Source organism: Heyndrickxia coagulans DSM 1 = ATCC 7050 (assembly GCF_000290615.1).
In the GTDB taxonomy this organism is placed as follows: domain Bacteria; phylum Bacillota; class Bacilli; order Bacillales; family Bacillaceae_C; genus Weizmannia; species Weizmannia coagulans.
Map to the genome: position 1 here is coordinate 82,205 of NZ_ALAS01000057.1, position 25,450 is coordinate 107,654.

The 25,450-nt window shown below is 45.5% G+C and carries 26 protein-coding genes and 1 riboswitch; of the genes, 11 read left to right on the top strand and 15 right to left on the bottom strand.

The features are described 5' to 3' along the window. Nucleotides 1-304: 304 nt before the first annotated feature. Entirely contained in the window at nt 305-499 is a 195-nt protein-coding gene (ykzS, locus tag IC21_RS02240; RefSeq protein ID WP_026104705.1) for a protein YkzS, read from the bottom strand. Nucleotides 500-665: 166 nt separating this feature from the next. Between ykzS and IC21_RS02245 the strand changes: the two genes are divergently transcribed. Both IC21_RS02245 and IC21_RS02255 read left to right on the top strand, forming a co-directional pair. Then, on the top strand, nt 666-854 hold the full coding sequence (locus IC21_RS02245) for a YkvS family protein (protein ID WP_013858893.1): 189 nt from the start codon (nt 666-668) through the stop codon (nt 852-854). Nucleotides 855-1,101: 247 nt separating this feature from the next. Continuing rightward, complete coding sequence (locus IC21_RS02255; RefSeq protein ID WP_029141705.1) at nt 1,102-1,719, top strand: CPBP family intramembrane glutamic endopeptidase; 618 nt, start codon at nt 1,102-1,104, stop codon at nt 1,717-1,719. Between the two features lie 93 nt (nt 1,720-1,812). On the opposite strand, the gene IC21_RS02260 is transcribed toward IC21_RS02255, so the two are convergent. Then, nucleotides 1,813-2,847: a YkvI family membrane protein gene (locus tag IC21_RS02260; protein WP_029141704.1), complete on the bottom strand. Its 1,035-nt coding sequence runs from the start codon at nt 2,845-2,847 to the stop codon at nt 1,813-1,815. A gap of 527 nt (nt 2,848-3,374) precedes the next feature. Between IC21_RS02260 and IC21_RS02265 the strand changes: the two genes are divergently transcribed. After that, nucleotides 3,375-5,531 (top strand): ATP-dependent Clp protease ATP-binding subunit, encoded by a 2,157-nt coding sequence (locus IC21_RS02265; RefSeq protein WP_029141703.1) that lies wholly within the window; start codon nt 3,375-3,377, stop codon nt 5,529-5,531. A 287-nt stretch (nt 5,532-5,818) separates the two neighbouring features. Here IC21_RS02265 and IC21_RS02270 read toward each other — a convergent pair whose 3' ends face one another. Beyond that, nucleotides 5,819-6,109 (bottom strand): aspartyl-phosphate phosphatase Spo0E family protein, encoded by a 291-nt coding sequence (locus IC21_RS02270; protein ID WP_029141701.1) that lies wholly within the window; start codon nt 6,107-6,109, stop codon nt 5,819-5,821. A 357-nt stretch (nt 6,110-6,466) separates the two neighbouring features. Between IC21_RS02270 and IC21_RS02275 the strand changes: the two genes are divergently transcribed. After that, nucleotides 6,467-6,889 (top strand): YkvA family protein, encoded by a 423-nt coding sequence (locus IC21_RS02275; RefSeq protein WP_013858888.1) that lies wholly within the window; start codon nt 6,467-6,469, stop codon nt 6,887-6,889. A 37-nt stretch (nt 6,890-6,926) separates the two neighbouring features. Here the strand turns inward: IC21_RS02275 and IC21_RS02280 are convergent, their stop codons facing one another. From IC21_RS02280 to ykzP, 4 genes are all read right to left on the bottom strand, one after another. Further along, nucleotides 6,927-7,397: a methylated-DNA--[protein]-cysteine S-methyltransferase gene (locus IC21_RS02280; RefSeq protein ID WP_029141700.1), complete on the bottom strand. Its 471-nt coding sequence runs from the start codon at nt 7,395-7,397 to the stop codon at nt 6,927-6,929. Then, nucleotides 7,339-8,853, bottom strand: a complete 1,515-nt coding sequence (locus IC21_RS02285; protein WP_029141699.1) for a PAS domain-containing sensor histidine kinase — start codon at nt 8,851-8,853, stop codon at nt 7,339-7,341. Before IC21_RS02285 ends, IC21_RS02280 begins: the two co-directional genes overlap by 59 nt. 237 nt (nt 8,854-9,090) lie before the next feature. After that, nucleotides 9,091-9,228, bottom strand: a complete 138-nt coding sequence (ykzE, locus tag IC21_RS17760) for a protein YkzE (protein ID WP_257677540.1) — start codon at nt 9,226-9,228, stop codon at nt 9,091-9,093. Further along, on the bottom strand, nt 9,225-9,386 hold the full coding sequence (gene ykzP, locus IC21_RS16945; protein ID WP_013858884.1) for a protein YkzP: 162 nt from the start codon (nt 9,384-9,386) through the stop codon (nt 9,225-9,227). Before ykzP ends, ykzE begins: the two co-directional genes overlap by 4 nt. Before the next feature lie 216 nt (nt 9,387-9,602). Between ykzP and IC21_RS02295 the strand changes: the two genes are divergently transcribed. Continuing rightward, nucleotides 9,603-9,803, top strand: coding sequence for an alpha/beta-type small acid-soluble spore protein (locus IC21_RS02295; protein WP_029141698.1), 201 nt, complete (start codon nt 9,603-9,605; stop codon nt 9,801-9,803). Nucleotides 9,804-9,847: 44 nt separating this feature from the next. On the opposite strand, the gene IC21_RS02300 is transcribed toward IC21_RS02295, so the two are convergent. From IC21_RS02300 to IC21_RS02315, 4 genes are all read right to left on the bottom strand, one after another. After that, a complete protein-coding gene (locus tag IC21_RS02300) occupies nt 9,848-10,651 on the bottom strand; it encodes a TerC family protein (RefSeq protein WP_029141697.1) in 804 nt (267 codons plus the stop codon). A 107-nt stretch (nt 10,652-10,758) separates the two neighbouring features. Beyond that, nucleotides 10,759-10,928, bottom strand: a riboswitch (yybP-ykoY riboswitch). A 46-nt stretch (nt 10,929-10,974) separates the two neighbouring features. After that, complete coding sequence (locus tag IC21_RS02305; RefSeq protein ID WP_029141696.1) at nt 10,975-11,445, bottom strand: hypothetical protein; 471 nt, start codon at nt 11,443-11,445, stop codon at nt 10,975-10,977. 119 nt (nt 11,446-11,564) lie between these two features. Continuing rightward, nucleotides 11,565-13,133 carry a peptide chain release factor 3 gene (locus tag IC21_RS02310; RefSeq protein ID WP_019721887.1) on the bottom strand — a complete coding sequence of 523 codons (1,569 nt, stop codon included), beginning with the start codon at nt 13,131-13,133 and terminating at the stop codon, nt 11,565-11,567. Nucleotides 13,134-13,354: 221 nt separating this feature from the next. Then, nucleotides 13,355-14,431 carry an ATP-binding protein gene (locus IC21_RS02315; protein ID WP_029141695.1) on the bottom strand — a complete coding sequence of 359 codons (1,077 nt, stop codon included), beginning with the start codon at nt 14,429-14,431 and terminating at the stop codon, nt 13,355-13,357. Between the two features lie 253 nt (nt 14,432-14,684). Between IC21_RS02315 and IC21_RS02320 the strand changes: the two genes are divergently transcribed. From IC21_RS02320 to IC21_RS02330, 3 genes are all read left to right on the top strand, one after another. Beyond that, complete coding sequence (locus IC21_RS02320; protein ID WP_029141694.1) at nt 14,685-15,671, top strand: Gfo/Idh/MocA family protein; 987 nt, start codon at nt 14,685-14,687, stop codon at nt 15,669-15,671. Nucleotides 15,672-15,992: 321 nt separating this feature from the next. Beyond that, nucleotides 15,993-16,439: a Dps family protein gene (locus tag IC21_RS02325; protein WP_013858877.1), complete on the top strand. Its 447-nt coding sequence runs from the start codon at nt 15,993-15,995 to the stop codon at nt 16,437-16,439. 302 nt (nt 16,440-16,741) lie between these two features. Next, nucleotides 16,742-17,494 carry a sulfite exporter TauE/SafE family protein gene (locus tag IC21_RS02330; RefSeq protein WP_013858876.1) on the top strand — a complete coding sequence of 251 codons (753 nt, stop codon included), beginning with the start codon at nt 16,742-16,744 and terminating at the stop codon, nt 17,492-17,494. A 296-nt stretch (nt 17,495-17,790) separates the two neighbouring features. Here the strand turns inward: IC21_RS02330 and hmpA are convergent, their stop codons facing one another. Beyond that, nucleotides 17,791-19,002 carry an NO-inducible flavohemoprotein gene (gene hmpA, locus IC21_RS02340; RefSeq protein ID WP_029141691.1) on the bottom strand — a complete coding sequence of 404 codons (1,212 nt, stop codon included), beginning with the start codon at nt 19,000-19,002 and terminating at the stop codon, nt 17,791-17,793. Between the two features lie 175 nt (nt 19,003-19,177). On the opposite strand from hmpA, the gene IC21_RS02345 reads away from it, so the two are divergent. Together IC21_RS02345 and IC21_RS02350 are read left to right on the top strand one after the other, a co-directional pair. Continuing rightward, entirely contained in the window at nt 19,178-19,612 is a 435-nt protein-coding gene (locus IC21_RS02345; RefSeq protein ID WP_019721881.1) for an Rrf2 family transcriptional regulator, read from the top strand. 217 nt (nt 19,613-19,829) lie between these two features. Further along, entirely contained in the window at nt 19,830-20,591 is a 762-nt protein-coding gene (locus IC21_RS02350; protein ID WP_029141690.1) for a 2-keto-4-pentenoate hydratase, read from the top strand. 517 nt (nt 20,592-21,108) lie between these two features. On the opposite strand, the gene IC21_RS02360 is transcribed toward IC21_RS02350, so the two are convergent. Further along, nucleotides 21,109-22,527, bottom strand: coding sequence for an MFS transporter (locus IC21_RS02360; RefSeq protein WP_029141688.1), 1,419 nt, complete (start codon nt 22,525-22,527; stop codon nt 21,109-21,111). 151 nt (nt 22,528-22,678) lie between these two features. On the opposite strand from IC21_RS02360, the gene IC21_RS02365 reads away from it, so the two are divergent. Further along, on the top strand, nt 22,679-22,882 hold the full coding sequence (locus tag IC21_RS02365; protein ID WP_029141687.1) for a hypothetical protein: 204 nt from the start codon (nt 22,679-22,681) through the stop codon (nt 22,880-22,882). A 310-nt stretch (nt 22,883-23,192) separates the two neighbouring features. On the opposite strand, the gene IC21_RS02370 is transcribed toward IC21_RS02365, so the two are convergent. Beyond that, nucleotides 23,193-24,182, bottom strand: a complete 990-nt coding sequence (locus tag IC21_RS02370) for an NAD(P)-dependent oxidoreductase (RefSeq protein ID WP_029141686.1) — start codon at nt 24,180-24,182, stop codon at nt 23,193-23,195. A gap of 469 nt (nt 24,183-24,651) precedes the next feature. Beyond that, nucleotides 24,652-24,834, bottom strand: a complete 183-nt coding sequence (locus IC21_RS17175) for an LXG domain-containing protein (protein WP_029141685.1) — start codon at nt 24,832-24,834, stop codon at nt 24,652-24,654. Nucleotides 24,835-25,450: the final 616 nt, after the last annotated feature.

The window sequence follows — 25,450 nt, forward strand, 5'->3', positions numbered from 1 at the left end:
ATGACAAATTTTACAAACGGGGTTGAAAAAACCGCAGCGATGCCGGGACTCCTGCAAACACCGTTCATCCCCGGCTATTCAGCAGGCTGCTCCCTCAAAGTCTGCGCGGCCCATCCGTGCCAAAAACATGGCTCGCCCGAAACCGGGAACACGCATGTCCCCGGCCGGAGCAAAAAATGACAAATTTTGCACAGTGCGGGAAAAACAAAATCCCCGTAATAGAATAACATGCCTTTCCAAATAAAACAATCATTAGAGTTGACTTCATTTTGCTTAAAAATGCACAAAATTATGCATACCCCGGTCAGATTTCCGGCTCATCCAAATAAATATAGCGGACATGACCGCCGCGTAGTGCAATGCCCCTAAAATGCTTAAAGTCTTCCTCGGCAACAAGCACTTTCCAGAAGTCCATAAAATCTTCACGGCTGACGAATAATTCTTCGATTTCCCTGTTGCGAAGCCGGTTGATTTCCTGTCTGAATTCTTCTTCCGACATACGACCACCCCACCCAGTATTGTACCACATTCTTCCTGCCGCCTTCTTGTTTGCTTCCGGGATTTTTTTAAACAGGCCCGTTTTGTATTTTTCCGTTCTTTTCGCCTTGAACTTTTCAGAAAAATAGTGCAAACTGGTTACAATACTTTCTTACGGGGGGACCGCAATGAAAAAAGCACAAATTGGTGACATCATTGAATTTAAAGACGGGCTTCAAGGGATTGTCGAAAAGGTGAACGAGAACTCGGTCATCGTGGATTTAACCTATATGGAAAACTATCAGGAACTGGAACTTGATGAAAAAACAGTGGTAAACCATAAAAATTATCAGGTTATCCATTCGGCTTTGCGTTAATTTAAACGCTTACCGCGCAGTAAAAAAACCGGCACATGCCGGTTTTTTTACTTCCATTTCCATGATTGTGAATTTTTTAACATTATTTTCCCGGATACCTTTTTCCCCGTTTCTCTGCTAAAATATTCAATGTATTTTTGTTTGGCCCAATGCCGCGAAGGCCGGACTGCGGGGCCGGATCTCTTTTTTGGCCCTTCCCGGCTTTTTGGCCGGCGGTTTTCGAACTTAAGAAAGGAGCGCATTGGCGGTGGCAAAAAACATGGTGGATACAAAGCTTCTCGGAAGTATCTTGATCGCCCACCTTCTGCTATATATTACGTTCCGGGATATCTCTGTTTTTTGGTATTTATATTCCGGAGCGATGCTGTTTTTGATCAGTTACACGGTTTTCCTTGGAAAATCAGAAAAACACGAAAAGCTTCCGTACCTTCAATTGCTGCTGTATGGCATCTTTTCGGGTTTTCTTCTCTATATTATTTTCAGAATTGGCAATACGGTTCTCGGTTTTTTGCCGGGCGGGCTTGACAACGAAGTCGCCCGCGCATACAGGCGCTTTTCGCCCGAAACTTTCTGGCATTACTTAGCACTTGTCCTGATCCTCATTCCCGGGGAAGAAATTTTTTGGCGTTCGTTTGTTCAGACCCGGCTCATGAAAAGGATGGAAGCAAAATATGCCATTTTGATTTCCGCCGTATTGAACGCATCCGTTTATTTTTACTGCGGATTAAAAATCATGGTCATTGCCGCTTTTGCCGGTTCGATTTTCTGGGGGCTGCTGTATGCAAAGAAACGGAGCCTGCCCGCGCAAATTTTGTCGCATCTTACCTTTGATTTGCTGCTTGTCGTCTTCCTGCCGATTTTTTAAGCAGGGGACGGCTTTTTTTCTGCATTTCTCCGCCATAAATAGTTGTTGCGCTGCACAACAACCGCGCAAAGCTGTTTTTATGGCGTTCACCTGTCACCCCCGGATCGTCTTTATCCCGAGCGCCATCATAAAAACAAGGCTGAAGTAACCGAACAACGGATATAAAACCGAGAGCAGCGGGCCGTAATGCAAGCTGCTGATCAGCAGAATGGCGGAAAAAATCAACCCGTACAGCAAACCGCTTTTCATCGGCATATATTTTTGCATTTGCCGCTCAAGCCCGTAGGCATCCCCGATAATAGAAGTGAAAATTTCCCCGAAAATCAGCAGAACATAAATAAAGTAAATGCCCGGAAAACTCGCTTTCACAATATGCGCCATCGGAATCTCCACTTTGGCAACATCTGGCAGCGTAACCAGTGACAAATGGCTGGAAATCAGGATGAGCGTTAAAAACACCCCGCCCAGTATCCCGCCTGCACGGACGACTTCCTTATCTTTCACTTCCGCCGCAACCGGGACAAGCACCGCCTGCGCGAGCGCCAAATTCAAAGCCGCATAGGAAAGGGCACGGAGAAGGGCACGGGGCATATCAACACTTTCCGGCCGGGCCATAAGCGCCTGAATAAATCCGGGTGACTGGACGGACTGCGACAAAAGGAGAAAATTAAACAAAAGCATCAAAGGCACGACAAACGTGTTGACGCCAAGCAGCCCCTTGATGCCAAAGCACATGACAAAAAAGGCGAGCAGCACCGTCAATAAAATCCCTGTCCCCCTGCCAACACGGAGCTGTTCCTCGAAAACAGCACCCGCACCGGACAGCATGACGCCACAGACCCCGAATAGCATGGCCATCATCATCACATTCACGAAACCGGCCGCTTTTTTGCCAAATAAATACCGGTTTAAGGTTTCATAGGAATCCGCATGTAAATCGATCGCTTTTTCCATCATTTTTGTGCCAAAGAAAATAAATAAAAACCCTGAAAGGCAGATGGCAAGCAATCCATACAGCCCAAACTGTGTAAAAAAAACGGTAATTTCTTTCCCTGTTGCAAACCCTGCCCCGATCACCGTTCCAATATATACGGCTGCGATTTGGACAGCAAAGCCCCACTTATTCAACGCCTGCACCCCTTTAAGAAAAAATAAGACAACCTGCCGTCTCCGTTACTATCCTATGTCCCGCTTTCTTAAAATAGCCCGGCCGGTTCATTTCCGCCGCTAAAAAATTGGTCAAAAAAAGTCAAAAAAACCCTTTACAAACAAAAAAAGTTGTCATATACTATAGGCAAAGGTCAAAGATAGTCAATTATAAGATGGTGCCATTGGCCGATAGCGCAAATGACAAATGCAGATCTTTTGATTTTCGGGCCGCGCAGTTGTATCATGATATTAGAAAGGTCAAAAATAGTCAAAAGGTGACTCGCAGATGCCGTTTCCTATTTTCAGCACAAGACAAATGACTTTGCCTTTCTACTGTAATGGCCAAAATGCATCAAAGGGGTGCATGCAAAAGATTTGCATCTTGTGAAATTTTGAGCTATACTGATTTCCAATTAAGGTCAAAGCAAATCAAAGCGCTTTGATTGTTTTTCAATCTCATTAGTCAAAGATAGTCAAAATCAAACCGATCAAAGGAGGAATGTTTGATGTTATGTGACAAATGCCATCAAAACGAAGCGACGATCGGGATGCATATAAATGTGAACGGAAACCAAAAAACATTGAATCTGTGCCAGTCCTGCTACCAAAAAGAACGGGCAAAATTCGAAAACAACTGGGGAGGCATGTTTATGAATAACGGATTTGGAAATTTCGGATTCGGAGGATTCAACGACCTCTTTAACCAAATGAATGCCAACGGGTTCCAGCCAAACGGCGTGAAACAAACCGTACAAACGCAAACACAAGGCGGCGGCAGCGGACTACTTGACCAGTTTGGCCGCAACCTGACCGCTGCTGCACGGGCCGGGCAAATTGACCCTGTCATCGGCCGTGATGAAGAAATCGCCCGCGTCATTGAAATCTTAAACCGGCGCAATAAAAACAACCCGGTGTTAATCGGCGAACCGGGCGTCGGGAAAACCGCCATTGCAGAAGGGCTCGCTTTAAAAATTGCCGAAAAACAGGTTCCGGCAAAACTGCGGCATAAAGAAGTTTACTTACTCGATGTGGCTTCGCTTGTCGCAAACACGGGAATCCGCGGCCAATTTGAAGAACGGATGAAAAAATTGATTGCCGAACTGGAACAACGGAAAAACGTGCTTCTGTTTATTGACGAAATTCACCTGCTTGTCGGCGCAGGTTCTGCAGAAGGTTCGATGGACGCAGGCAATATTTTGAAACCGGCGCTTGCCCGCGGCGAAATCCAGGTTATCGGCGCGACCACTTTGAAAGAATACCGGCAAATTGAAAAAGATGCCGCACTTGAACGGCGTTTCCAACCGGTACAGGTCAATGAACCAAGCCCCGAAGAAACCGTCATGATTTTGCGCGGCTTAAAAGACCGGTATGAAAACTACCACCACGTTTCCTATACCGATGAAGCGATTGAAGCTTGTGCGAAGTTGTCGCACCGCTACATCCAAGACCGCTTCCTGCCGGATAAGGCGATCGACCTGATGGATGAAGCCGGTTCGAAATTGAACCTGACGATTGCGGTTCCGAGCAAAGAAGATATTCAAAAACGGCTTGCTGAAATTGCGCAGGAAAAACAAGCTGCGCTTGCAACGGAAAACTATGAAAAGGCAGCCGAACTGAAAAAAGAAGAACAAAAACTGAACGAGCTGGCTGCTTCCGGACAAACCGAAGCCAAACCGGTTGTCGATGTCACGCAAATTCAGGAAATCGTCGAAAAGAAAACGGGTATTCCGGTCGGCAAACTCGAAGCGGATGAAGCGAAAAAACTGCAGCATCTGGAAGAAAACCTCGCTAAAAAAGTGATCGGCCAGGATGAAGCGGTCCGGAAAGTGGCGAAAGCAATCCGCCGTTCGCGTGCCGGCCTGAAAGCGAAAAGCCGCCCGATCGGTTCGTTCCTGTTCGTCGGCCCGACCGGCGTCGGAAAAACGGAACTGACAAAACGGCTCGCGGAAGAACTGTTCGGCACGAAAGATGCGATGATCCGGCTTGACATGAGCGAATATATGGAAAAACACAGCGTCTCGAAACTGATCGGGGCACCTGCCGGCTATGTCGGTTATGAAGATGCCGGCCAACTGACGGAAAAAGTGCGCCGCAACCCGTACAGCATTATTTTGCTCGACGAAATTGAAAAAGCGCACCCGGATGTTTTGAATATGTTTCTGCAAATTCTCGATGACGGGCGCTTAACCGATGCCCAAGGGCGGACGGTCAGCTTCAAAGATACCGTCATCATTATGACGAGCAACGCCGGCACCCAATTTAAGCATAAAACAGTCGGGTTCGCTAAAAGTGAAGCGATCAAAGAATCGAATATTCTCGATTCACTCGGCGACTTCTTCAAACCGGAGTTTCTGAACCGTTTCGACAGCATTATCGAATTTAAACCACTTGAAAAAGAACATTTGGTTAAAATTGTTGACCTGATGCTCGGCGAACTGAATGAAACGCTGAACGAACAAGCGATTACGCTTGACGTGACAGCAGAAGCGAAAGAAAAAATCGCCGAACTCGGTTATGACCCGGCATTTGGGGCCCGCCCGATCCGCCGCGTTATCCAGGAAAAAATTGAAGACCGGATTGCCGACTTTATCCTCGACCATCCGGAAAGCAAAAACTTAAAAGCGGAAGTCCGCGAAGGTGACATTGCCATCGCGGAAAAATAAAGCAAAAACCGGCATGCGGACATAGCCCATGCCGGTTTTTGCATTCCGGCAGATGGACAGCACGGGCCATCTGCCGGGTTTTTTATGTTTGTAAAAAGATCGAAAGCAGTCCAAACCCGGCTGTTGTAAATCAATCAGAAGAAAGCCGGGTTTTATTACCCGGCCAAAACCAGTCCAAACAAAAAGGCGGGCGGGAAACATATTCATCCGGAATATTGATCAGGGATTCATCCGCACTCAAAGGAGAAAAACCAAGATGCAAAGGTTGGAAGCAGTTCCCCTGTTTGTTAAACAAGCTGCATGGCTTTATACGTTTTTCTCGCTTCAGCCAGATTGAGCCGCTGCACTTTTTCATACAATATGAATGACATTTCCCGGATAATCACCATTTCGGATGACCGGGCGTTGTGCTGCTTTCGATAGGCTTCATACTCATTCATGAGCGAATCCAGCTGCTGGCTGCACCGGACCGTTTTCTCATGCGTCAGGCCCAGTTTTTTCCCAAGCTCTATCATTTCCTGACGTTTTTTCTGAATTCTGTAAAGATACTTGTTCTCATCTAACATGTGCGTGTCCACTTTCAAATTCTCCTTTAGTTCTCTTTTTCTATTGAATGATTGTTATCCCCCGATTATGCTTCAAAAAATGTGAGGTGTTACACATGGAAAATGGCGGACTATTCTGCCGGTTTTCCGCATGATGGCATCGTGGCAAAAGTTCTCTGCAAGCCGGAAAGGCGCAAAATCCCTGCCCCCACCCTGCTTATTTTACCATTACTAAAGTAGTATCGCAGGTCTTGACAGAAATGTAAATACAATCGCAATATTAGACAAAATTTTCGCCAAAAATTTTCACATCTCCCGAAAAAACCACCCGTTTTTCACCGCTCCATGTTTTTTTTGGTCACGCAGTGGAAAAATAAAAGAGAAAAAGACATGAAAGAAGTGAAGCAGATGGCAAAAAATTTTCTGTTGGCCAAAGCAGCCGGATGGTTATTTCGTTCAAAAGCAAAACAGTATTTAAACGACCGGAAAAAAACCGGCGATCTGGTTAACCGCGCGGAGAAAAAAGCACTCTCCAACAAAATCACGCTTGCCAATATGTGGAGTAAAATCCGCGTCCTTTTCCAGCTTGTCAGGGCATGGGCAAAAGGCGAATACCGCACCGTTCCGTACCGGACGATTCTCATGATTGTAATCGGCCTTATTTATTTCGTATCTCCCATTGACATCATCCCTGATTTTCTTGCCGGCGCAGGCCTTGTTGACGACACCGCCGTGCTTGCTTTTCTCCTGACGCAAGTGACCCCGGATTTGGAAAAATTTTTACAATGGAAAAACAAAAGAGATAAAAGTTGAACCTTGGTCCGCGCGGGATTTCAAAACTTTGCCCCTTTTAGATCATCGTCCCTTCAAGATGGAGCAGGAATGCCTTTTGATCGATCCGGCTCCCGGCATAGCCTGTTAACGACTTGTCTTTTCCGATCACGCGGTGGCAGGGGATCAGGATCGGAACAGGGTTTTTCCGGTTCGCCTGCCCGACGGCCCGCACGGCTTTCGGGTTCCCGACAGCCTCAGCGATGTCTTTATACGAGCACGTTTCTCCATACGGAATTTTTTTGAGCGCTTCCCAAACCACCATTTGAAAGGGAGTGCCGGAGACAGAAACCGGCACATCAAAACGGGTTCTTTTCTTTGCAAAATACGCTTCCAGTTCACTGGCTGCGCGCAAAAGCAGCGGGTGGCGGGGTTCCGGCATACCCTCTTCATCTGTTTTGCCGAAAGAAACGGCCGTAATGCCTTTTTCATCAGCCCTTACTGTTAAAGGTCCGATTGGGCTTTCCAGCCAAATAAAAGCCATTTTCATCACCTGCTTCCTGCTGCACGGGAAGAAAGATATGAAAAGTTGTGCCTTCCCGTACTTTGCTTTGGACTTGAATGAAGCCTTTATGCTCCTTTATGATTTTATAACTGATCATCAAACCAAGTCCGGTTCCTCTTTCTTTTGTCGTATAGAACGGCTCGCCCAGCTTTTCAATTTTATCGTCCGGGATGCCTTCCCCTTCATCGCGAATGCTTGTATGGACCAGCCCTCTTTCCTTTTCGTAACAAATCTTGATATCTATTTTTCCTCCGTCCGGCATGACTTCTATTGCATTTTTAATGATATTGATAAAGACCTGCTTAAGCTGGTTGCCTTCGCAATAAACATCCGGAAGCCCATCGTCAAAGCGGCAGGAAATCTGGATATTGTGCATCAGCGCTTGCGCATTCAGCAAACCAATCGTATCGCGCATGATTTTCCGGATATCATGATTTTGGAACTGGATTGCCTGCGGCTTTGCCAGCACCAGAAAGTCGGTAATAATTGTTTCAATCCGCGCCAGTTCCGATGTAATCACGTTAAAATATAATGAATGCTCTTCCTCTTTCATGCTGTTTTGCAGCAGCTGGATAAAACCTTTCAAAGCTGTCATCGGATTGCGGATTTCGTGGGCAATGCCGGCCGCGAGCTCCCCGACAATATTCAGGGTATCCGATTTGCGGAGCTGCTCCTGCATCGCCCTTCTTTCGGTAATATCCCGGATGACCGTTAAATTCATATTCGATGTCAGGTTCCCTTTTGACGTGATCTCATAATATTTCGTTTCATTGGCTTTTGAAACATTAAACAAATAATCTGCCGTCCCGTTCTCTTTCAACTGAAAAAGATGGCGGAGAAAATCTTTTTGCACTTTTTCGTCATTGGTAAGCAATAAATTTTGGATTTTCTTCCCGATCGCATCTTCCCGGCTGCAGTCGAAATAGTTCGCGGCTGCAGGGTTAATATCGACAATTTTCAAATCCCAGTTCCATAAGACCATCCCGTCGATCGATCCTTCGAACACTTTCCGGAACCGTTCCTCGCTGTCCCGCAGCGTCTGTTCCATCTTGTAACGGCTGCTGACATTGCGGAAAATGGTCACATGGTAATTTTCTGCGCTGATATACCGGGATGTAAACTCGAGATGCTTCAGCTGCCCGTTCGGCATTTTAAAGAGCAGTTCTTCGCGGGCTGCCGGGATGTGGTTCAGCCTGTTGAACTCCCGGCAATTCCCGCCGTTTTCGACATAAACAAAATCGCTCAGCTTTTTCCCGATAAACTCCTCCATCGTGCACTCGAAAATTTTTAAAGCGGCTTCGTTTGCCAACAGGATCCGGCCGTTTTGATCCCAAAATACAATCGCATCCATTGCTTCCAAAAAAAGGGTCCTGTAAAGCTGTTCATGATCTCTTAACACAAGTCCCCTTTTCTTTTGGCTCATAAACCGATCTGTTCCCAAATTTGTTCTCCCCTTCTTCATAAGAAGCATGCCCCTGGATTCATCATCATTTCAGTTTTCAGCAAATGCCCAGAAAAGGTCTGCTGCATAAAGGTTTCCGGCTGCTATTTAAGAACATATTCTTTTTGAGAAGATATGTCAAATGAAATTGCAAGATGGATGATATGGTGGTAATTCGTGATCAAACGGGGGAATTCCCCCTGCCATTTCCGCAAAAAAGGATGGCGGCCGCCATCCTCATTCTTTATTTTTTTTGCATTTTTTCTTTTTTTTTCCGGCTCCTCTTTGAGCCATGATTTCATATATCTTCCCGGCATTGATGTCCCCGAATTCCAGCCCCGCTTCTTCCCGGACATTTTGTTTTCTGCGGTTCATGAACGCCCTTTCCTGCCTTTTTTTGAATTGCGGTTTGCCCCTTTCACCGCTTCTTCCCCGCGGGCAAATTCTGCGGAGAATTCTGTTTCGGCCAGATTTTCTTTCGGGGTTTTGTTATGTTTTGCGGCTGCATCAAATTCAGCTTTTCGTTTGGCCATGCCGTCCCCTCCATTATTTCAGGTTGCCTGCTTCATTAGCATGCCCGCGCATCAACGCTTTATGGCCGCAATATCTGTCAAAACCGGCTCCGGGTGCATGCAAATACAACTGTTTCCAAACATAATTATTTTCCGGAGGATGATACTATTCATAAAGGCTGATGCCGCAATACGGGCGGCAGAAAGAGGAGCCAATTTAAAAAAAGGAGAATGATGATGGCGAGAAACAGCAATAAATTGTTGGTACCGGGCATTGAGGCATACATGGACCAAGTAAAGTATGAAATTGCCCAGGAATTTGGCGTGCAGCTCGGATCGGATACCGTATCACGGGCAAACGGATCGGTAGGCGGAGAAATGACAAAACGACTCGTGCGGGAGGCCCAATCCCACCTTTCCGGGCAAAACCCGGAATAAAAGAAAAACCGGCAAAGCGGGACTCGCCTGCTTTGCCGGTTTCTTTACATCTGTTGCTGCTTTTTACCCGATTTCCCGCCGGAATGCGCCTCCTTGTTGCTATTTTTTTTGCGGACGGAGAAAAAATAGCCGCCCGCTGCGATCGCAAGCATAACTGCCCAGAAGATCAGTTTCCACAAAGCGGACTCCGGGAAATGTTCATCAATCAGCCCGACGCCCGGATGCGAAAGCGTAAAAACGAGCAATTTTACCCCGACCCAGCCGACAATCAGAAAAGCGGCATCTTCAAGGCCCGGATATTTTTCCAGCAGGCGGACAAACCGGTTGGCAGCAAAACGGATCAGCACGAGCCCAATCACCCCGCCTAAAAACATCACGATGAACTGCCCGCCGTTAATGCCCCCGATTTGAAACGAACCGGCCGGGCGCAGCGTCACAGCCATGGCCACAGCTGCAAGCATGGAATCAATCGCAAACGCAATGTCGGCGAGTTCCACTTTAAAAACCGTCATCCAGAAAGAAACCGGCTTCGATGCGGCTTCTGCAAGTTTCGGGCCGTTTTCCTGGCGCTTTTTTACAAAATGGTGGATCATAATAAAAAACAAATAAGTGGCCCCGGCAGCCTGAATCTGCCATATGTTTGCAAGAAACGAAATGAGAAACAGGGCGGTGAGCCGGAATACAAATGCGCCCAGAAGCCCGTAAAAGAGCGCTTTTTTCTGCCGGGCGTGCGGCAGGTGCTTGACCATTACCGCCATTACGACTGCATTATCCGCGGCTAAAATCCCTTCCAGCCCGACCAGCACACATAACACCCATGCATATTCAAGCAGCATTGTAAAATCCATTCCACAAAGTCCTCCTTTGCCGGCACCCGGGACCATTGCCCTTACAGATCAAAAAGCGGCATTCCGGCCCAGGCGCGTCCGGCGTGATAAGTAAAGTGCCCCTTTTGACAATTTCCTGTAAAGACAAAAAGCAAGACCTTTACCTGTACAGGCAAAGGTCTTGCTGGACATCCGGACGGTGCCAACAAAGCCGATGACCGCCGAAACGGATCATGTAATGACGACTTTGTTTTAAGTGTGCCATGCACACTTAACGCTACTCCCCTTTGACAATTGTCAAAAGTATTCTGTTATTTTGATTATATGGGATACATCCATTTCCGTCAACTGTTTTCATGCGATTTTCGCGTTAAAATTTTTCGGAGCAGCCCGCCGGCCAAAAGTCCGGGGATGGCACAAAACATCGGGAAAAACACGGGCCCGGGCATTTTTTCCCGGACGATAACCGCAGGGGAGAGCATTAATCCGATCGTCACAAAGTAAGCAGCAAACACAAAAGGCAGATAACTATACGGCTTAAGATTGCCGCAGGCCATTTTATACGCATCCCACATGGCAAAAAAGTATAGACAAGGATAAAACATCAGCCATCCGTAATCGATGATGTTTCCGGCTTCCATTGTTTTTCCGAGAAAACTGAGCATGATCGCTTCGTTAAAACGGCTGTTCACATTAATCAGAAACTCCATAAAAATAAACGCGATGCCCTTCACATAACGGCCCGCCAAAAGCTGGGCAAAACCCGGCAAGGCAATGTTCCAAACAATCGCCTCAAGCGGTGCTAATTTTTTCATGCGCATGCCCCTTTAAAACTGAAGTTGGCAAGTCGCCATATTCTCCCGTTTTCATGTGTTCTTATCATGCCCCGGATAAAAGCAAAAAACACTGTACGGCAAAGCCGCACAGTGTTTTTTTATTCCATCGGATTATACAGTTTAATGCCGGGATGCTTGTCCGTGAACCAGCGCAATGCAAAATCATTTTCAAACAAAAACAACGGTTTCCCGAAACGGTCTTTTACAAGCAGGCTGCGCGAACTGGACAGGGATTCGTCCACCGTATCCCCCTCAATCCAGCGCGGAATTTTGGAACCGATCGATTCTATCACGACATCGGAGTTATACTCATTTTTCATGCGGTGTTCAAACACTTCAAACTGCAGCTGCCCGACCGCCCCTAAAATATAGTCTTCCGTATGCCATGTGCGGTAAAGCTGGATCGCGCCTTCCTGAACGAGCTGGTTGATCCCTTTATGGAAACTTTTTTGTTTCATGACGTTTTTCGCCGACACTTTTACAAACAGTTCCGGTGTAAATTGCGGCAGCTTTTCAAATTGGACCGGCTGCTTCCCGGAGTAGATCGTGTCGCCAATCTGGTATGTGCCGGTATCATACAGGCCGAGAATATCGCCGCTGACTGCTTCTTCAACAGTGCTCCTGTCATCCGCAAGAAACTGAGTTGACTGGGACAGTTTCATTTGTTTTCCGGTCCTCGCAAGCGTGACGGACATGCCGCGTTCAAATTTTCCCGAACATATGCGGATAAACGCAATCCGGTCGCGGTGGGCTGGATTCATATTCGCCTGGATTTTGAACACAAAACCCGAAAATTGTTCGCTTAACGGATCCACCACCCCTTCGTCCGTCTTTCTTCCTTGCGGGGGCGGCGCAAATTGAAGATACGTTTCCAGAAATGTCTGCACGCCGAAATTTGTCAGGGCACTGCCGAAAAAGACCGGCGTCAGCATACCATTTGCGATCCGGCTCTCCGAAAATTCATTGCCCGCTTCATCGAGCAGCATGATTTCTTCCAGCGCCTGGCCATACAGCGCGTTTTCCTTGATCGGGGCATCCCCTTCCACTTCGCCCGCTTCATTCAACGCCAGAAACCGGTCTCCTTCTTCCACGCGGAACTGCTCGATGCGGCGGTGATAACGGTCATAAATGCCGAGAAATTCTTTTCCCATGCCAATCGGCCAGTTCATCGGATACGATTCAATGCCGAGGATTTCCTCCAGTTCAGCCAGCAGCTCAAGCGGCGGCCTCCCTTGGCGGTCCAGTTTATTGATAAACGTAAAAATCGGAATCCCCCGCATCCGGCACACTTTAAACAGTTTAATCGTCTGTGCCTCAATCCCTTTAGCAGCATCAATGATCATGACGGCGCTGTCGACGGCCATCAGTGTCCGGTATGTGTCTTCACTGAAATCCTGGTGGCCGGGCGTATCCAAAATATTGATCCTTTTTCCCGCATATTCAAACTGCATAACGGAAGAAGTAACGGAAATGCCCCGCTGCTTCTCGATTTCCATCCAGTCGGAAGTCGCAAATTTCCCGGTTTTTTTGCCTTTGACCGTCCCGGCGGCGCGGATGGCCCCGCCAAACAGAAGCAGCTTCTCCGTCAATGTTGTTTTCCCGGCGTCCGGGTGGGAAATAATCGCAAAAGTCCTTCTTGATAACACTTCATCTTTAAATCCTGCCATATGTCAGTTCCTTTCAATCATGTAGAGTAGGCTTGTTTTTGCATCGTTTTTTTTTTTTACATCGGCCCTCACCTTCCTAATAAACAGTGCACAAATCATCCGGCCATTGGAGACTGTACATAAGCATACAACAGTTTTTCCTTATTCTCAATGAAAGAAATCTGCCGGAAAGGCCGGGTTCTTCTTGGCTTCACAGATTGCCGGATGCTTTGAGGCGCGCATCAAAAACTGCCAGATGCCTCCTGTTCCCCGTCCGGCCCCGCCCAGGGCAGAACCACGGTGAAAACAGTGCCTTCCCCGGGTTTGCTCTCTATGGAAATGTCCCCGTTATGCTCTCTTACAATCTGGTAACAAACCATTAAACCAAGCCCGTTGCCGCGCTCTTTTGTCGTATAAAAAGGCTGTCCGATTTTTTCCAATTTTTCCGGCGGGATCCCGATTCCCTCATCCCGGATCGCAACGGCTGCACGTTCCCCGGCCACTGAAAGTTCAACGGTCAGCGTTCCCCCCTCTTCCATTGCCTCCAGGCCATTTTTGATTAAATTCACAAATACCTGCTTCATTTTCGAATCATCACAGCAAATAAAAATAGGCTGCGACGGAAAAACCGTTTCAATTTGGATGTTTTTTCCGTACGATTGCGTCTCCATTAAAACAAGCACTTCATCAAGCAATGTTTGCAGGCAGCAAACTTTCATATCCGATGCTTTCGGCCTGCCGAGAAAAAGCAGCTCGCTTGAAATCATTTCAATCCGTTCAATTTCATTTTGCATAATATCAAGATAATGTCCTGTATCAATTACGCCGGCCTGCATCAGCTGCAAAAATCCTTTAATCGCGGTGAGCGGATTCCGGATTTCATGCGCAATGCCCGCGGCAAGCTGCCCGACCATGGACAACTGTTCAGATGATACAAGATAATCGTATAATTCCTTGACAACCGTCATGTCTTTCGTCAGCAAATGGATATGGGGCTTTTCGCCATATTTTAGATCTTTAAAGACCGCATAAGTGGACTCCACCCATTTGTAATCACCGTTTTTCGATTTCATCCTGTACATGAAAAGGCCCATTTCTTCTTCCTCTCCATTTAGAATGCCTGCCCATTTGTTGCAGTCATCGTGGTGCATCAAAGCAGAAAAAGGCCTTCCCACCCAATCGCCGGCATCAAAACCCGTTACAGTCTGCATATCAGAGGAAATGCTTTTTAAAATACCGTCCATTCCGACAACAGCAGAAAAAAGATGAAAGCGGAGCGGGAGATCCATAAATTCATAATGTATTTTTCCGACACCCATATTTTTGCACCTGCCTATCTTTCTATCAATCCGTTTTTCAAGCTTTTTTGAAATGAACTTTCATGCTCAATATATGTCTGAAGAAGACCGGGCATTCCTGTGATTATGTATATATATTTCAACTATATATCTTTTTCAACAAAAATATCCATTTATTTATAAAATTTTATGTCGAATCCTCACTGTTTATCAACCGTTTCGACATGTGATACAATGAACGTATCAAGATAAAATGAGAAAAGGAAGCGATGCTATGCGTTTTGCAACTGTTGGAACAAGCTGGATTACCTCTGCTTTTATTGAAGCAGCAAAATTATCCGGAAAATTAACCCTTGAAGCCGTTTACTCGCGCAGAAAAGAAAGCGCTGAACAAATGGCGGAAAAACATGGCGCACCGAATGTGTTTACGGATCTTGAAGAAATGGCAAAAGACGGGAACATTGATGCTGTTTATATCGCGTCGCCAAATGCGCTCCATTTTGAAAACGTGCTTGTTTTTCTGAAAAACAAAAAACATGTTATTTGCGAAAAACCGATTTTTTCAAATACGGAAGAATTTAAGGAAGCTTTTCGTGTTGCCGATCTAAATGGTGTATTTTTATTTGAGGCCATCCGGAATATCCATTATCCGAATACCGCCCTTTTAAAAGAAAAATTAAAAGATCTTGGCCAGATCAGAAGCGGAATTTTCCAATATGTGCAATACTCTTCCCGCTACGACAAATTTCTTGCCGGCGAAGAGCCGAACGTGTTCTCGCGGAACTTCTCCGGCGGGGCATTAATGGATCTTGGCGTCTACCCGCTTTCGCTTGCAGTCTGGTTATTTGGCACACCGAAAGACAGCCGGTACTTCCCAGTCCTTTTGCGGAACGGCATTGATGGGGCAGGCACCCTTGTCCTCGAATACGAAGGGTTCAATATTACCGTGATCTGCTCGAAAATTTCCCATTCTTATATTCCGAGCGAAATCCACGGCGAAAAAGGCAGCATTATCATTGAAGGCATCTCAGAATTGGAAAAGATGAAATTTGCCGATGTGCGGACAAAGGAGCCGGTCCTCTTCTCGCGGGAGCAGGAAGCGCAAAATATGATGTATGAAATCAATGATTTCGCCGATATCATCGCGCAAAATGACAGGAAAACGTATGAAACCTTGCGCCAGTCCAGTTATGAAGTCCTTTCGGTTATCGAAAAATCGCGGAAGCAAAACGGGATTATCTTTAAAACCGACAGAAACTAAAACCGGGCCGAAAAAAAAGATTCCGGATCGTACCGTGAGCTTAAGCGCAAAAACCGGGCAACAGGCCGCGCGAAATTTTGAAAACAGACGGCAGTGGCAAGAAGCGAATCTCCTTGTCCTTGCCTTTGCGTTTTTAAAACCGGAGAAAACCGGGACGGCCGGGGGGAATGCCGCCTGGTGCTATCGTTATTAAACCAGATAAAGCCGGGAAAGTTACCACCATTCGCAACTTGTTTATAATTATTATTGTTTAATATTGACTTTTAAATGATATATATTATACTAAAAGTATAGCAAGACCAAAACCGGGGAGGAATGAAAATGTATATTGAAACAGCGTTAAACGTGCAAGTTGCAAACTGGAGCGTCCTGTATACAAAACTGCACCACTACCACTGGTATGTAAAAGGCCCGCTGTTTTTCACGCTGCACGTAAAATTTGAAGAACTGTACAACGAAGCTGCTACGGTGGTCGATGATTTTGCAGAACGCATCCTTGCGATCGGCGGAAAACCGGCTGCTTCTTTCAAAGAATTCCTTGAACTTGCAACCATTGAAGAAGCAAAATCCGGCTTAACCGCTGAACAAATGGTGGAATCTCTTGTAAAAGACTACAAACAGATCGCCGTCGAACTGAAAAAATTGATCGCACTTGCCGAAGACAATCAGGATTATGGCACGGCTGACATGGCGACAACGCTCGTGGAAAACGTTGAAAAAACCATCTGGATGCTGAGCGCGCTGCTCGCTGTACCGGTTACGCAATAAACCCCCAAAACGGCCCTGTTCTTCAAGAATGGAGCCGTTTTTTTCATGCTGCAAAATGGGCGCCGCTTTTTGATCCGGCCCTTAAAATGCCGGCTTTTTCATTGTCCTGATTCAATACATCAAGCCCCGGCACCCATTGCATGATGGCGGCTTTACAGGCAAAAGAGTGATCATATTTTATGGCTCACCGCACATCCCGCGGACGCAAACGCTGGATCGCGCCCTCTTAAAAACCGGCAGCGTGACAAGGCCTGCAGTTCCGGATAAAATGGAAGCAGTACAACGCGAAAGAAGGCTTTTCCATGCATGTTTCCATTTTGATTACAATGTTTTTAACCGGACTTATTTTAGGATTTATCGGCGCAGGCGGTGCGGGCTTTATCATTTCCCTGCTGACAATTTTATTCGGCGTTTCGATCCATACCGCGCTTGCGACTGCTTTAACAGCCATGATCTTTTCTTCATTTTCCGGGGCGGTAAGCCATTACCGAGAAGGCAATGTCTCCATTAAAGCAGGCATTACAACCGGCATCATAGGCGCTGCCGGAGCCTGGGCCGGATCCCATGTCTCCGCGCATATTGCAAGCGGCGAACTAAAATGGCTCACCGCCGGCATGCTCATGTTCTCAGCCTTTCTGCTCTGGCTCAGAATGTTTTTGCTGCAAAAGCAATCCATCCAGGCAAAAAGCATTCCGTCCGGGCCCCGTTTTGTGGCCCGCTCGCTTTTGCTCGGCATCGTAACCGGGGCGCTCTCAGGGATGTTCGGGATCGGCTCGACGCCATTTATCCAGCTTGGCTTAATGATCCTTCTCGGCTTATCTGTCCGCCAGGCTGCCGGCACAACCATGATGGTCATTATCCCGATTGCAATAGGCGGCGGACTCGCCAGCTTCCAGCAAGGGACACTGGATCTCGGGCTGCTCGTGGAAGTCGTCATCGGCACAATGTCCGGCGCATACATCGGCGCCAAATTTACAAACCGCGCCCCCGTCCCGCTGCTCAAGTCTTCGATGATTGCCGTTCCAATTGTCGCAAGCTTGCTGCTGATTTTTTGAAAAAGGGGCTCCCAAAAACCGTTAAACGATTGATGGGAGCCCCTTCATTTTGAAAGGATGATCCAGTTTGGTGTTTATGATGGTGAAATTCAGCCACTATTCCCGCAAGCGTTTCATGAATTTCATCGATCATCAGCGCACGAGCCAAAATGGGACAGCCCCTTTTTCCCGCTTTAAAAACGCGAGGATTTATCCTCTCTTGAAAATCCGCTGTCCCGTCCAAAAAGTTGCTGGTTCTGGCCGAAAACGATGTCCCGGCATGAAAAAATGAGCCTTTCACTCTTCCCCCCGCTCGTTTAAACGGCTGCAGCCGGAGCCAGTTCGATTGCCGGCCCAAAAAATTCATAGCGGATATTTTCTTTGGCCACGCCAAGCTCAGTTAAAATTTGCACCGTATTTTTCAAAAATGGGACCGGACCGCAAATATAACAAACCGTTTGCGCAGTTACCACCTTTCCCAAAAATGCTTTGGAAAGATGGCCTGTGAAATCGCAGCCGCTGTTTTCATAAAGGGGATGCCCGTACCCGAAATAATAATGCCCGTTTTCAAGCTTTTCAATATGGTGTTTTGCTTCCGCTTTAAAAGCATGGAAATCTTCATTGCGGGCAGCATGAATAAAATGGATTTCGCGTTTAGAGCCGGCATCCGCTAAAGCTTCCAGCATGCTCATCAGCGGCGTCAGGCCGACCCCGCCGCTGATCAGGGCAACCGGTGCTGGTTCATCGGTAAGTGTGAAGACGCCGGCCGGTGCGCTGATCTCAAGCTCATCCCCCACTTTGACATGATCATGTAAATACGTTGACACCTTTCCATTTGGTTCATGATCCGCTTCCCGTTTCACCGAAATCCGGAAGTACTCATGTCCCGGCCCGCATGAAAGGCTGTACTGGCGGTTAAACAAGTATGTCTCACCCGGAATTTTTACTCTCAGCGTAAGATACTGCCCCGGAAGATAGGACGGCACCGGGCCCCCGTCCGCCGGTTTTAAATAAAAGGACGTAATGGCATTGCTTTCTTTTACTTTTTTTACAACTGTGAACGGTTTAAAGCCTTCCCATCCTCCTCTTTTGGTTTCCGCTTCCCGGTACATTTTTTTCTCGACTTCGATGAAAACGTCGGCAATGGATCCGTATGCTTCAGCCCAAGCCTGCAAAACCTCTTCCGTGGCCGCATCTCCTAATACTTCTTTAATGGCTTTCAGCAGAAATTCCCCGACAATCGGATAATGCTCCGGTTGAATGCCCAGGCCGCGGTGTTTGTGTGCAATTTGTTCCACAACCGGCAAGATCGTTTCCAAATGGTCAATATAAGAAGCAGCCGCTAATACAGCATTGGCAAGTGCTGTTTGCTGCCTTCCCTGTGACTGATTCGTTTGATTAAAAATATTCAGCAGCTCGGGGTGTGCGGCAAACATCGTTTTATAGAAGTATGTAGTAATGTCCGTCCCCTGTGTTTTTAATACGGGCACAGTTGATTTTACGATCTCAATGGTTTTCTGCGATAACATGATTTTCACTCTCCAAATAGTAGTATTTAAAATATATCTTTAAGATAGTACTTCTTCGTTTTTAAAGCAATATTTTAAATATATCTTTAATAATGTTGTCACATTTTCCGGAAAGGAAAAAAATGAACGCCATTTTCGGCGGGAACAGGTATAATGGGGTTGGCAGGTGATATCAATGCGTTTAACCCATTACTCTGATTATGCTTTGCGCGAATTAATCTATCTCGCTTCATTGGAAGAAGGAAAATTAGCCAGCATCAAAGAAATCGCGGATGCCTACAATATCTCGAAAAATCATTTAATGAAAATCACATACGAGTTAAGCCAGCTCGGGCTGGTGAAAACAGTACGCGGAAGGGGAGGCGGCATATGCCTGAACAAACATCCCCGCGAAATTAATGTTGGAAAACTGATCCGCATAACAGAAGATGATTTTAAACTAGTGGAATGTATGGAAGATGGAGCCTCTGCCTGTATCATCTCCCCTGTTTGCGGATTAAAGCATGTTTTAAACGAAGCCCTCAACGCTTATCTCCGCGTGCTCGACAAATATACACTGGAAGATTTAGTAAAAGACCCCCTGTCCTACCGGCAGCTGCTTGCACACTAACAACCAGGGCCGCACTTTTGAAATGCCCGGCCCTGGTTAAACCGGAATTTTTAACGTTTCCTTCCCCACTATGCTTAGGTCCCCCCTCTCCCTCTTTATTTCTCTTTTATTCCGAAAAATGCCCATTCCAAAAAAATTTTGTCTATCGCTCCCAAAAAGTGTTAAAATGATAGATAAATTATATAAATATAAAAATTTTGGTGAAGGTGGTTTGGCGATGTTAAAGGAAGCTTTTTTAAATACTTTGTATGATGCTTACAAAAATGGAAAAGCGCTGAACAAGGATATTTTTCCGTCAGGCATCGATTTAGATGAGGCTTACCGGATGCAGCATGCTTTTACTGCAGCAAAAAAAGAAAACCATGAAACGTTAAAAGGTTATAAGATCAGCATGACAAGCCCTGAAACACAGGCATTATTCGATGCACGCGAACCATTGTACGGCGAGTTGACAGATCAACAAGTGGCAAACCATATATCCCTGAGCAAAGATACGCTTCATCCATTGATCGAATTGGAATTGGTTTTTCTTGTAAAGGAGCGGCTTACGGCAGACGCGTCTGAAGCAGACATCATCCAAAAGACACAAGTTGCGCCGGGATTGGAAATTCCTGATTCCCGATTCAAGGACTGGTTCCCTAAAATGCCAAAAGAACAAGTTTGCGCAGACGGGGCTGTCGGCGGAAAAGTGGCTTTTGGGGAAGCCAAAGATTATACATATCGCGATATTGATGATATCCATGGCCAATTGCTCCTTAACGGTAAAGTGCTCGATGAAGGCAAATCTTCAGCTGTCATGGGGCATCCGCTTCATGCCGTAAAATGGCTGCTGAAAAAACTGGGCGAACACCAGGCAGCGCTTGAACCGGGCATGTTTGTCTCATCCGGCACATTTGTCCTGCCGAAGCCGCTGGAAGCCGGAACATACAGCGGAAAATTTGAAGGAATTGGCACGGTGAAGTTGGCGGTCACAGAATAGGAATGAAGCACCCGCACAGATAATGAACGGCAAAAAACATCTCCGGAAATGCCAACAGGAGATGTTTTTTTGCGGACATACAGGCACGTGTTTAAAATTAACCGCGTTTGCAGATTTCCCCCGGCACTTAAAATGGATGGCTTTCAAAATCGGCCGGGGTTCCCAGTCCATGCCGCACCAGACAGGCAAAATGGGTTTTCAAAAAGAGAAAGGGATCATATAACCGGCCAGTTGATCCATGGTTTTACAAAATTATATTCCTTCCGGACGGTACAATGGGCAGTGCATCCATATTAACGGCGGCATGGCAATGTCATCCTGATTGTAAAAAAAACTGCAGAAAATCTTTTCTGCAGTTTTTTAACGCTTCCAGCCAAATATTAAGGGCCTTGGCCAACAGAAAAAGCGCCAAAAGATTTGGCGCTTTTTCTGTTTAAAGGCTGAGCCGAGACCCGGAAAAAGCCGGCATGCCCTGCCATCTCCGGCAAATAAAGTAATGCAAATTCCCTACAGCCGTTTAATTGTACAGGTGCTTATTTTCCTCTTGTTTTTCCATCAGCCACCATAATGAATGTCTTGGATTTTCTACAGCTTCTTTATACTCCGTTTTCGTCGCCACTGTTGGGTACGAACCCTTTAGAGATTTTCCAGAAGTACTGGTGAACAGGAACATGATGACGAAAAAGCCGACAAGGCTGAAGATTGTCAGATAAAAAGCAGGCGCCAAGGCATTGCCGGTTTGGTGGACCAGCCATGTTGAGATGAGCGGGGTAGTGCCGCCAAATAATGATACAGAAACATTAAACGTCACAGCCAGTGTTCTGTACCGAATATCCGTGTAGAACATTGTTGGCAAAGTACCAGGCATCGTACCTTCATAAGTTGAAAGCAGGATACCCAAAATGAGAATGCCGAAAAAGATGAATATAATTGACTTCATATTGATGAAGTAAAATGCAGGGACAGATAATAATGTTAACCCGCCCAAGCCCATGATTAAAACCGTCTTGTTTCCAATTTTGTCGCTGAGCTTCCCAAACAATAAAGCGAGCGGGACCATAATCACCATAATCAGCGTAATCAATACCGTCCCTGCTGTACCGGATAAACCAATAACCTCATCTAAATACGATGGCAAGTAGGATAATAACATATAGTTTGTAACATTAAAGAATGCGACAGATACGAAACATACCAGAATGTCCTTTTTATGGTTTTTTAAAATCGAAAGGAAGCTTTCCTCCTGGATACCTTCCTCGGAAAGTTTATTTTCAAAAATGGGTGTTTCCTCTAAATGGGCTCTCAAGTAAAACCCAACCAGCCCTAAAGGCAAGCCAAGCAAAAATGGAATTCGCCAGCCCCATGTGACCATCTGCTGGTCAGTTAGCGTGATGAAGAGCGTACTGGCAAGGAGTGAAGCTAATATATAGCCGGCAAGCGTACCGATTTCCAATCCGCTTCCAAGCACATTACGCTTATTGTCCGGGGAAGATTCTGCAATATAGACCATGGCGCCGGCATATTCGCCGCCAGTTGAAAAGCCCTGAACAATTCTGGCTACTAATAAGAACACCGGGGCCCATATTCCAATTTGATCATACGTAGGTAATAAACCGATTAGGAGTGTGGAAAAGGCCATCAAAATAATCGTGATGGTTAAAACGACTTTTCTTCCATATTTATCTCCGATTCTGCCGAATATAATCCCGCCTAAAGGGCGCATTAAAAAGGCAATCGCAAATGTGGCAAATGTAAATATTAATTTCAGCTCGTCATTCTCCACAGCACTAAAAAAGTTCCGGCTGATAATGACCGCTAGATAAGAATACAAGCCAAAATCAAACCATTCCATCGCGTTTCCTACTCCCGTAGCAAACACACTTTTTTTCGTTTGTCGAATATTAACGATGTTAATTTTTTTCTTGTTAAATACCATTTTTCAAATCTACTCCTTATTATGATAGTTTTCGGCATCTGTCTTCCCTTCTATAAAGATTCGTTTTTTTGATACTTGCATTGATAAAAGATTTTTTCATCTTCCGGCATTTGTTTTGGTTTTCTTTTTCAAAAACCCGCAGACGAATGCAATGGGAATCATCATTGAAATTCAAAAACCACTCGTCGATACTTCGGCATTTCTGCTAATATTTCCAGAAAAACCACCGAATAGATGGCAGGCATATGAAGTGCAAGAAATTGATAAACAACTCGAAGATAGCGGGCAAGTGTGCAGTAAGCAAAATGAAAAAGGGCTTAAGATGGACTGTGGCGGACGGGAAACGGAGGCTTAAGGCGCCTCTAAAGATTTTTACAGGCAACTGGTTTCCCCACCTATCTTCTTTATACCTTAAATAGTGAAAGCGGGTTATAATGCCGTTAAAGACGGGACACATCACGGATGAGTAACCGGACAGCGCTCAACAGCTTTTTTGAACGATTTATTAATTAGTTTACCATAATCGAAAAATTAACGCAAAAAATCAGCTTACCCCCATTATTTCAACGGATCAGGCCAACAACAATGCTGTAAAATGGTCATTCAATATGTGCTTAAATACTTCTATTTTTGTCTCACAATTATAAAAAATCTGCTTATGTTCTTCATACTTTTATCTCCCACCTGCTCTTCCCCGTCTCCATAAAGGATACAAGCGATGTAAGCGCCATCTCCGCCATATCGCTAACCGCCTGGTTGGGGTAAAACGCAGTGTGCGGCGTGACGATCACATTGGGAAAAGATATCAGAACGGCCAGCTGGCGGTGGGCCAAAATATCCGTGCGGCGGTCATAATGAAAAATTCCTTCCTCATCCTCCAGCACATCAATCCCGGCAGCGCCGGCTTTCCCCGCCTCAATCCCTGCGATGAGCGCATCCGTATCCACTTCAGCACCATGGGAACAATTGATGATGCATACACCGTCCTTCATTTTTGCAATACGATCCTGGTTAATCATATGGTATGTACGATCAAATAAGGGTGTGTGGATGGTTATCACATCGCTTTCCTTCAGCAGTTCATCCAAAGATACATATTTCAAAATGCCGCGCAATTCATCTCTTTCAACGGTGTCGTGTGCAATGATGTTGCAGCCAAAACCGGACAAATTTTTCGCAACAATACTGCCGATTCTGCCGGTGCCAATAATCCCGATCGTTAAGTTATGCATTTCCCTGCCCTGAATCCCTTCCACAGAAAAATCTTGGGCCTCCACACGGCTTAAGATCTGTTTTGCTTTCCGCACACACATCAAAATCAGCATCGTTGCAAAATCGGCGACACAATAGGGCGAATACGCCACATTCGAAAAACGGATGTCATATGCTTTGGCGGCTTCCTGATCGATATGATTATATCCTGCAGTCCTCAAGCCAATATATTTTACACCGGCATCTCTTAAAGCCATAAAAGTTTCGGCGCCAACCGGATAATTCCCAAGGATCGTCACCGCTTCAGCCCCTTTTGCTTCCACTGCCGTTTCAGGGGTTAACACATCATCCACATACTTGATGTCCAAATCAAATTTTCTCGCGAATTTCTGAAATAAGGGGAATTCATCCGCCCTCGTCTCATAGGCAACAACTTTTCTCATACGACAGCTTCCTTTCCATTCATTTTGATCATGCTAAAAACAACGCAGGGCTTCATTAACCACGACCGCAATAAACCCATCTCCTCCCCATGTCTCCCAATTGGATTCCGGTGTCCAGAATCCTGGTTTTGCCACGCCAGCGCCAAGATACCCATGCCCAATCCAACAAGACGGATCAGCGATTCTTTCTATTTCATTTTTGCCAAAGTGAACGATCGTCCGGTCTTTTTGTACATCGTAACGGCTTCAAAAGCAAAGATTTTACGTGTTTCCTATAAAACCCCTACACTTTTTATTCGACAAAAGTGGCAGAAATCCTTGTCAAATTTGTAATTTTTGTTTATTCAGGAAGTTCTAGATAGTCGCTGTCTAAAAGCACTGCGTTGCTTGAATCTACTTCTGACTGGACCGATAAAATATGACTGGAGAATTGTACACTCAAGCTTTCAAATAAAGTTTTCCGTTGTTTTCATATGAAAATCTTTGAGATAATCTTTCGCAGCATCTGCTGTAATCCAGTAAAGGAATCCATTTCTGCAATTTGATCTGCGCTTTTCTTAATGGCATCCAGCTGGCTTTTTAACGAACTTGTCGCTGATTTTAATTCATCCGAAAAAGAATGGACTTCCGCCATGTCGACTTTGTTGCCCATGGTTTGCCTCTTTTACGCTTGCAATTTTCGATCATTATTAATTTGTTCATCGAGTTTCTTGATGGCTCCCCCGGTGTTCTTAAGGGTCTGAATATCTGCTTCCAGTATGAAAAATATTTTACCTATCTCTTAAAAACTATATAAATAGCGGATTATAGACATTAAACCAACGCTCAACGTGTTGTTTTTTAGAATCAATAAATTATCAAACATTAGACACGAGCAGTCGCTTTTTTATTATCATTTTTCTTATTATCTCCTTTACAACTTGAAGCCGGATATAAATTACCGTGTGGATCAAAATTGAAGCTTTTAAAACGGAACTTACAGTACAAAATGACTAATTGCTCAGGAAGAACAAACATCGTCATAAAATATATTAAAAAGGCTAAAAAAATCATAAGCATGTCTTCACTATCAAAAGATATTACAGTTTTTAATAAAAATTGGATAATATAGCCAAGGCCAATGCATGCAATAAGGATTACTGCAAAATGAGATTTAATTATATTTCCAATATTACTTCGGGCTTGCTGAACGAATCAAATTTGGTCAGATACAAGCCAAATTCCGATTATCAAAATATAAAATAGTGTTGTGTAAAAATTTCAAAAAA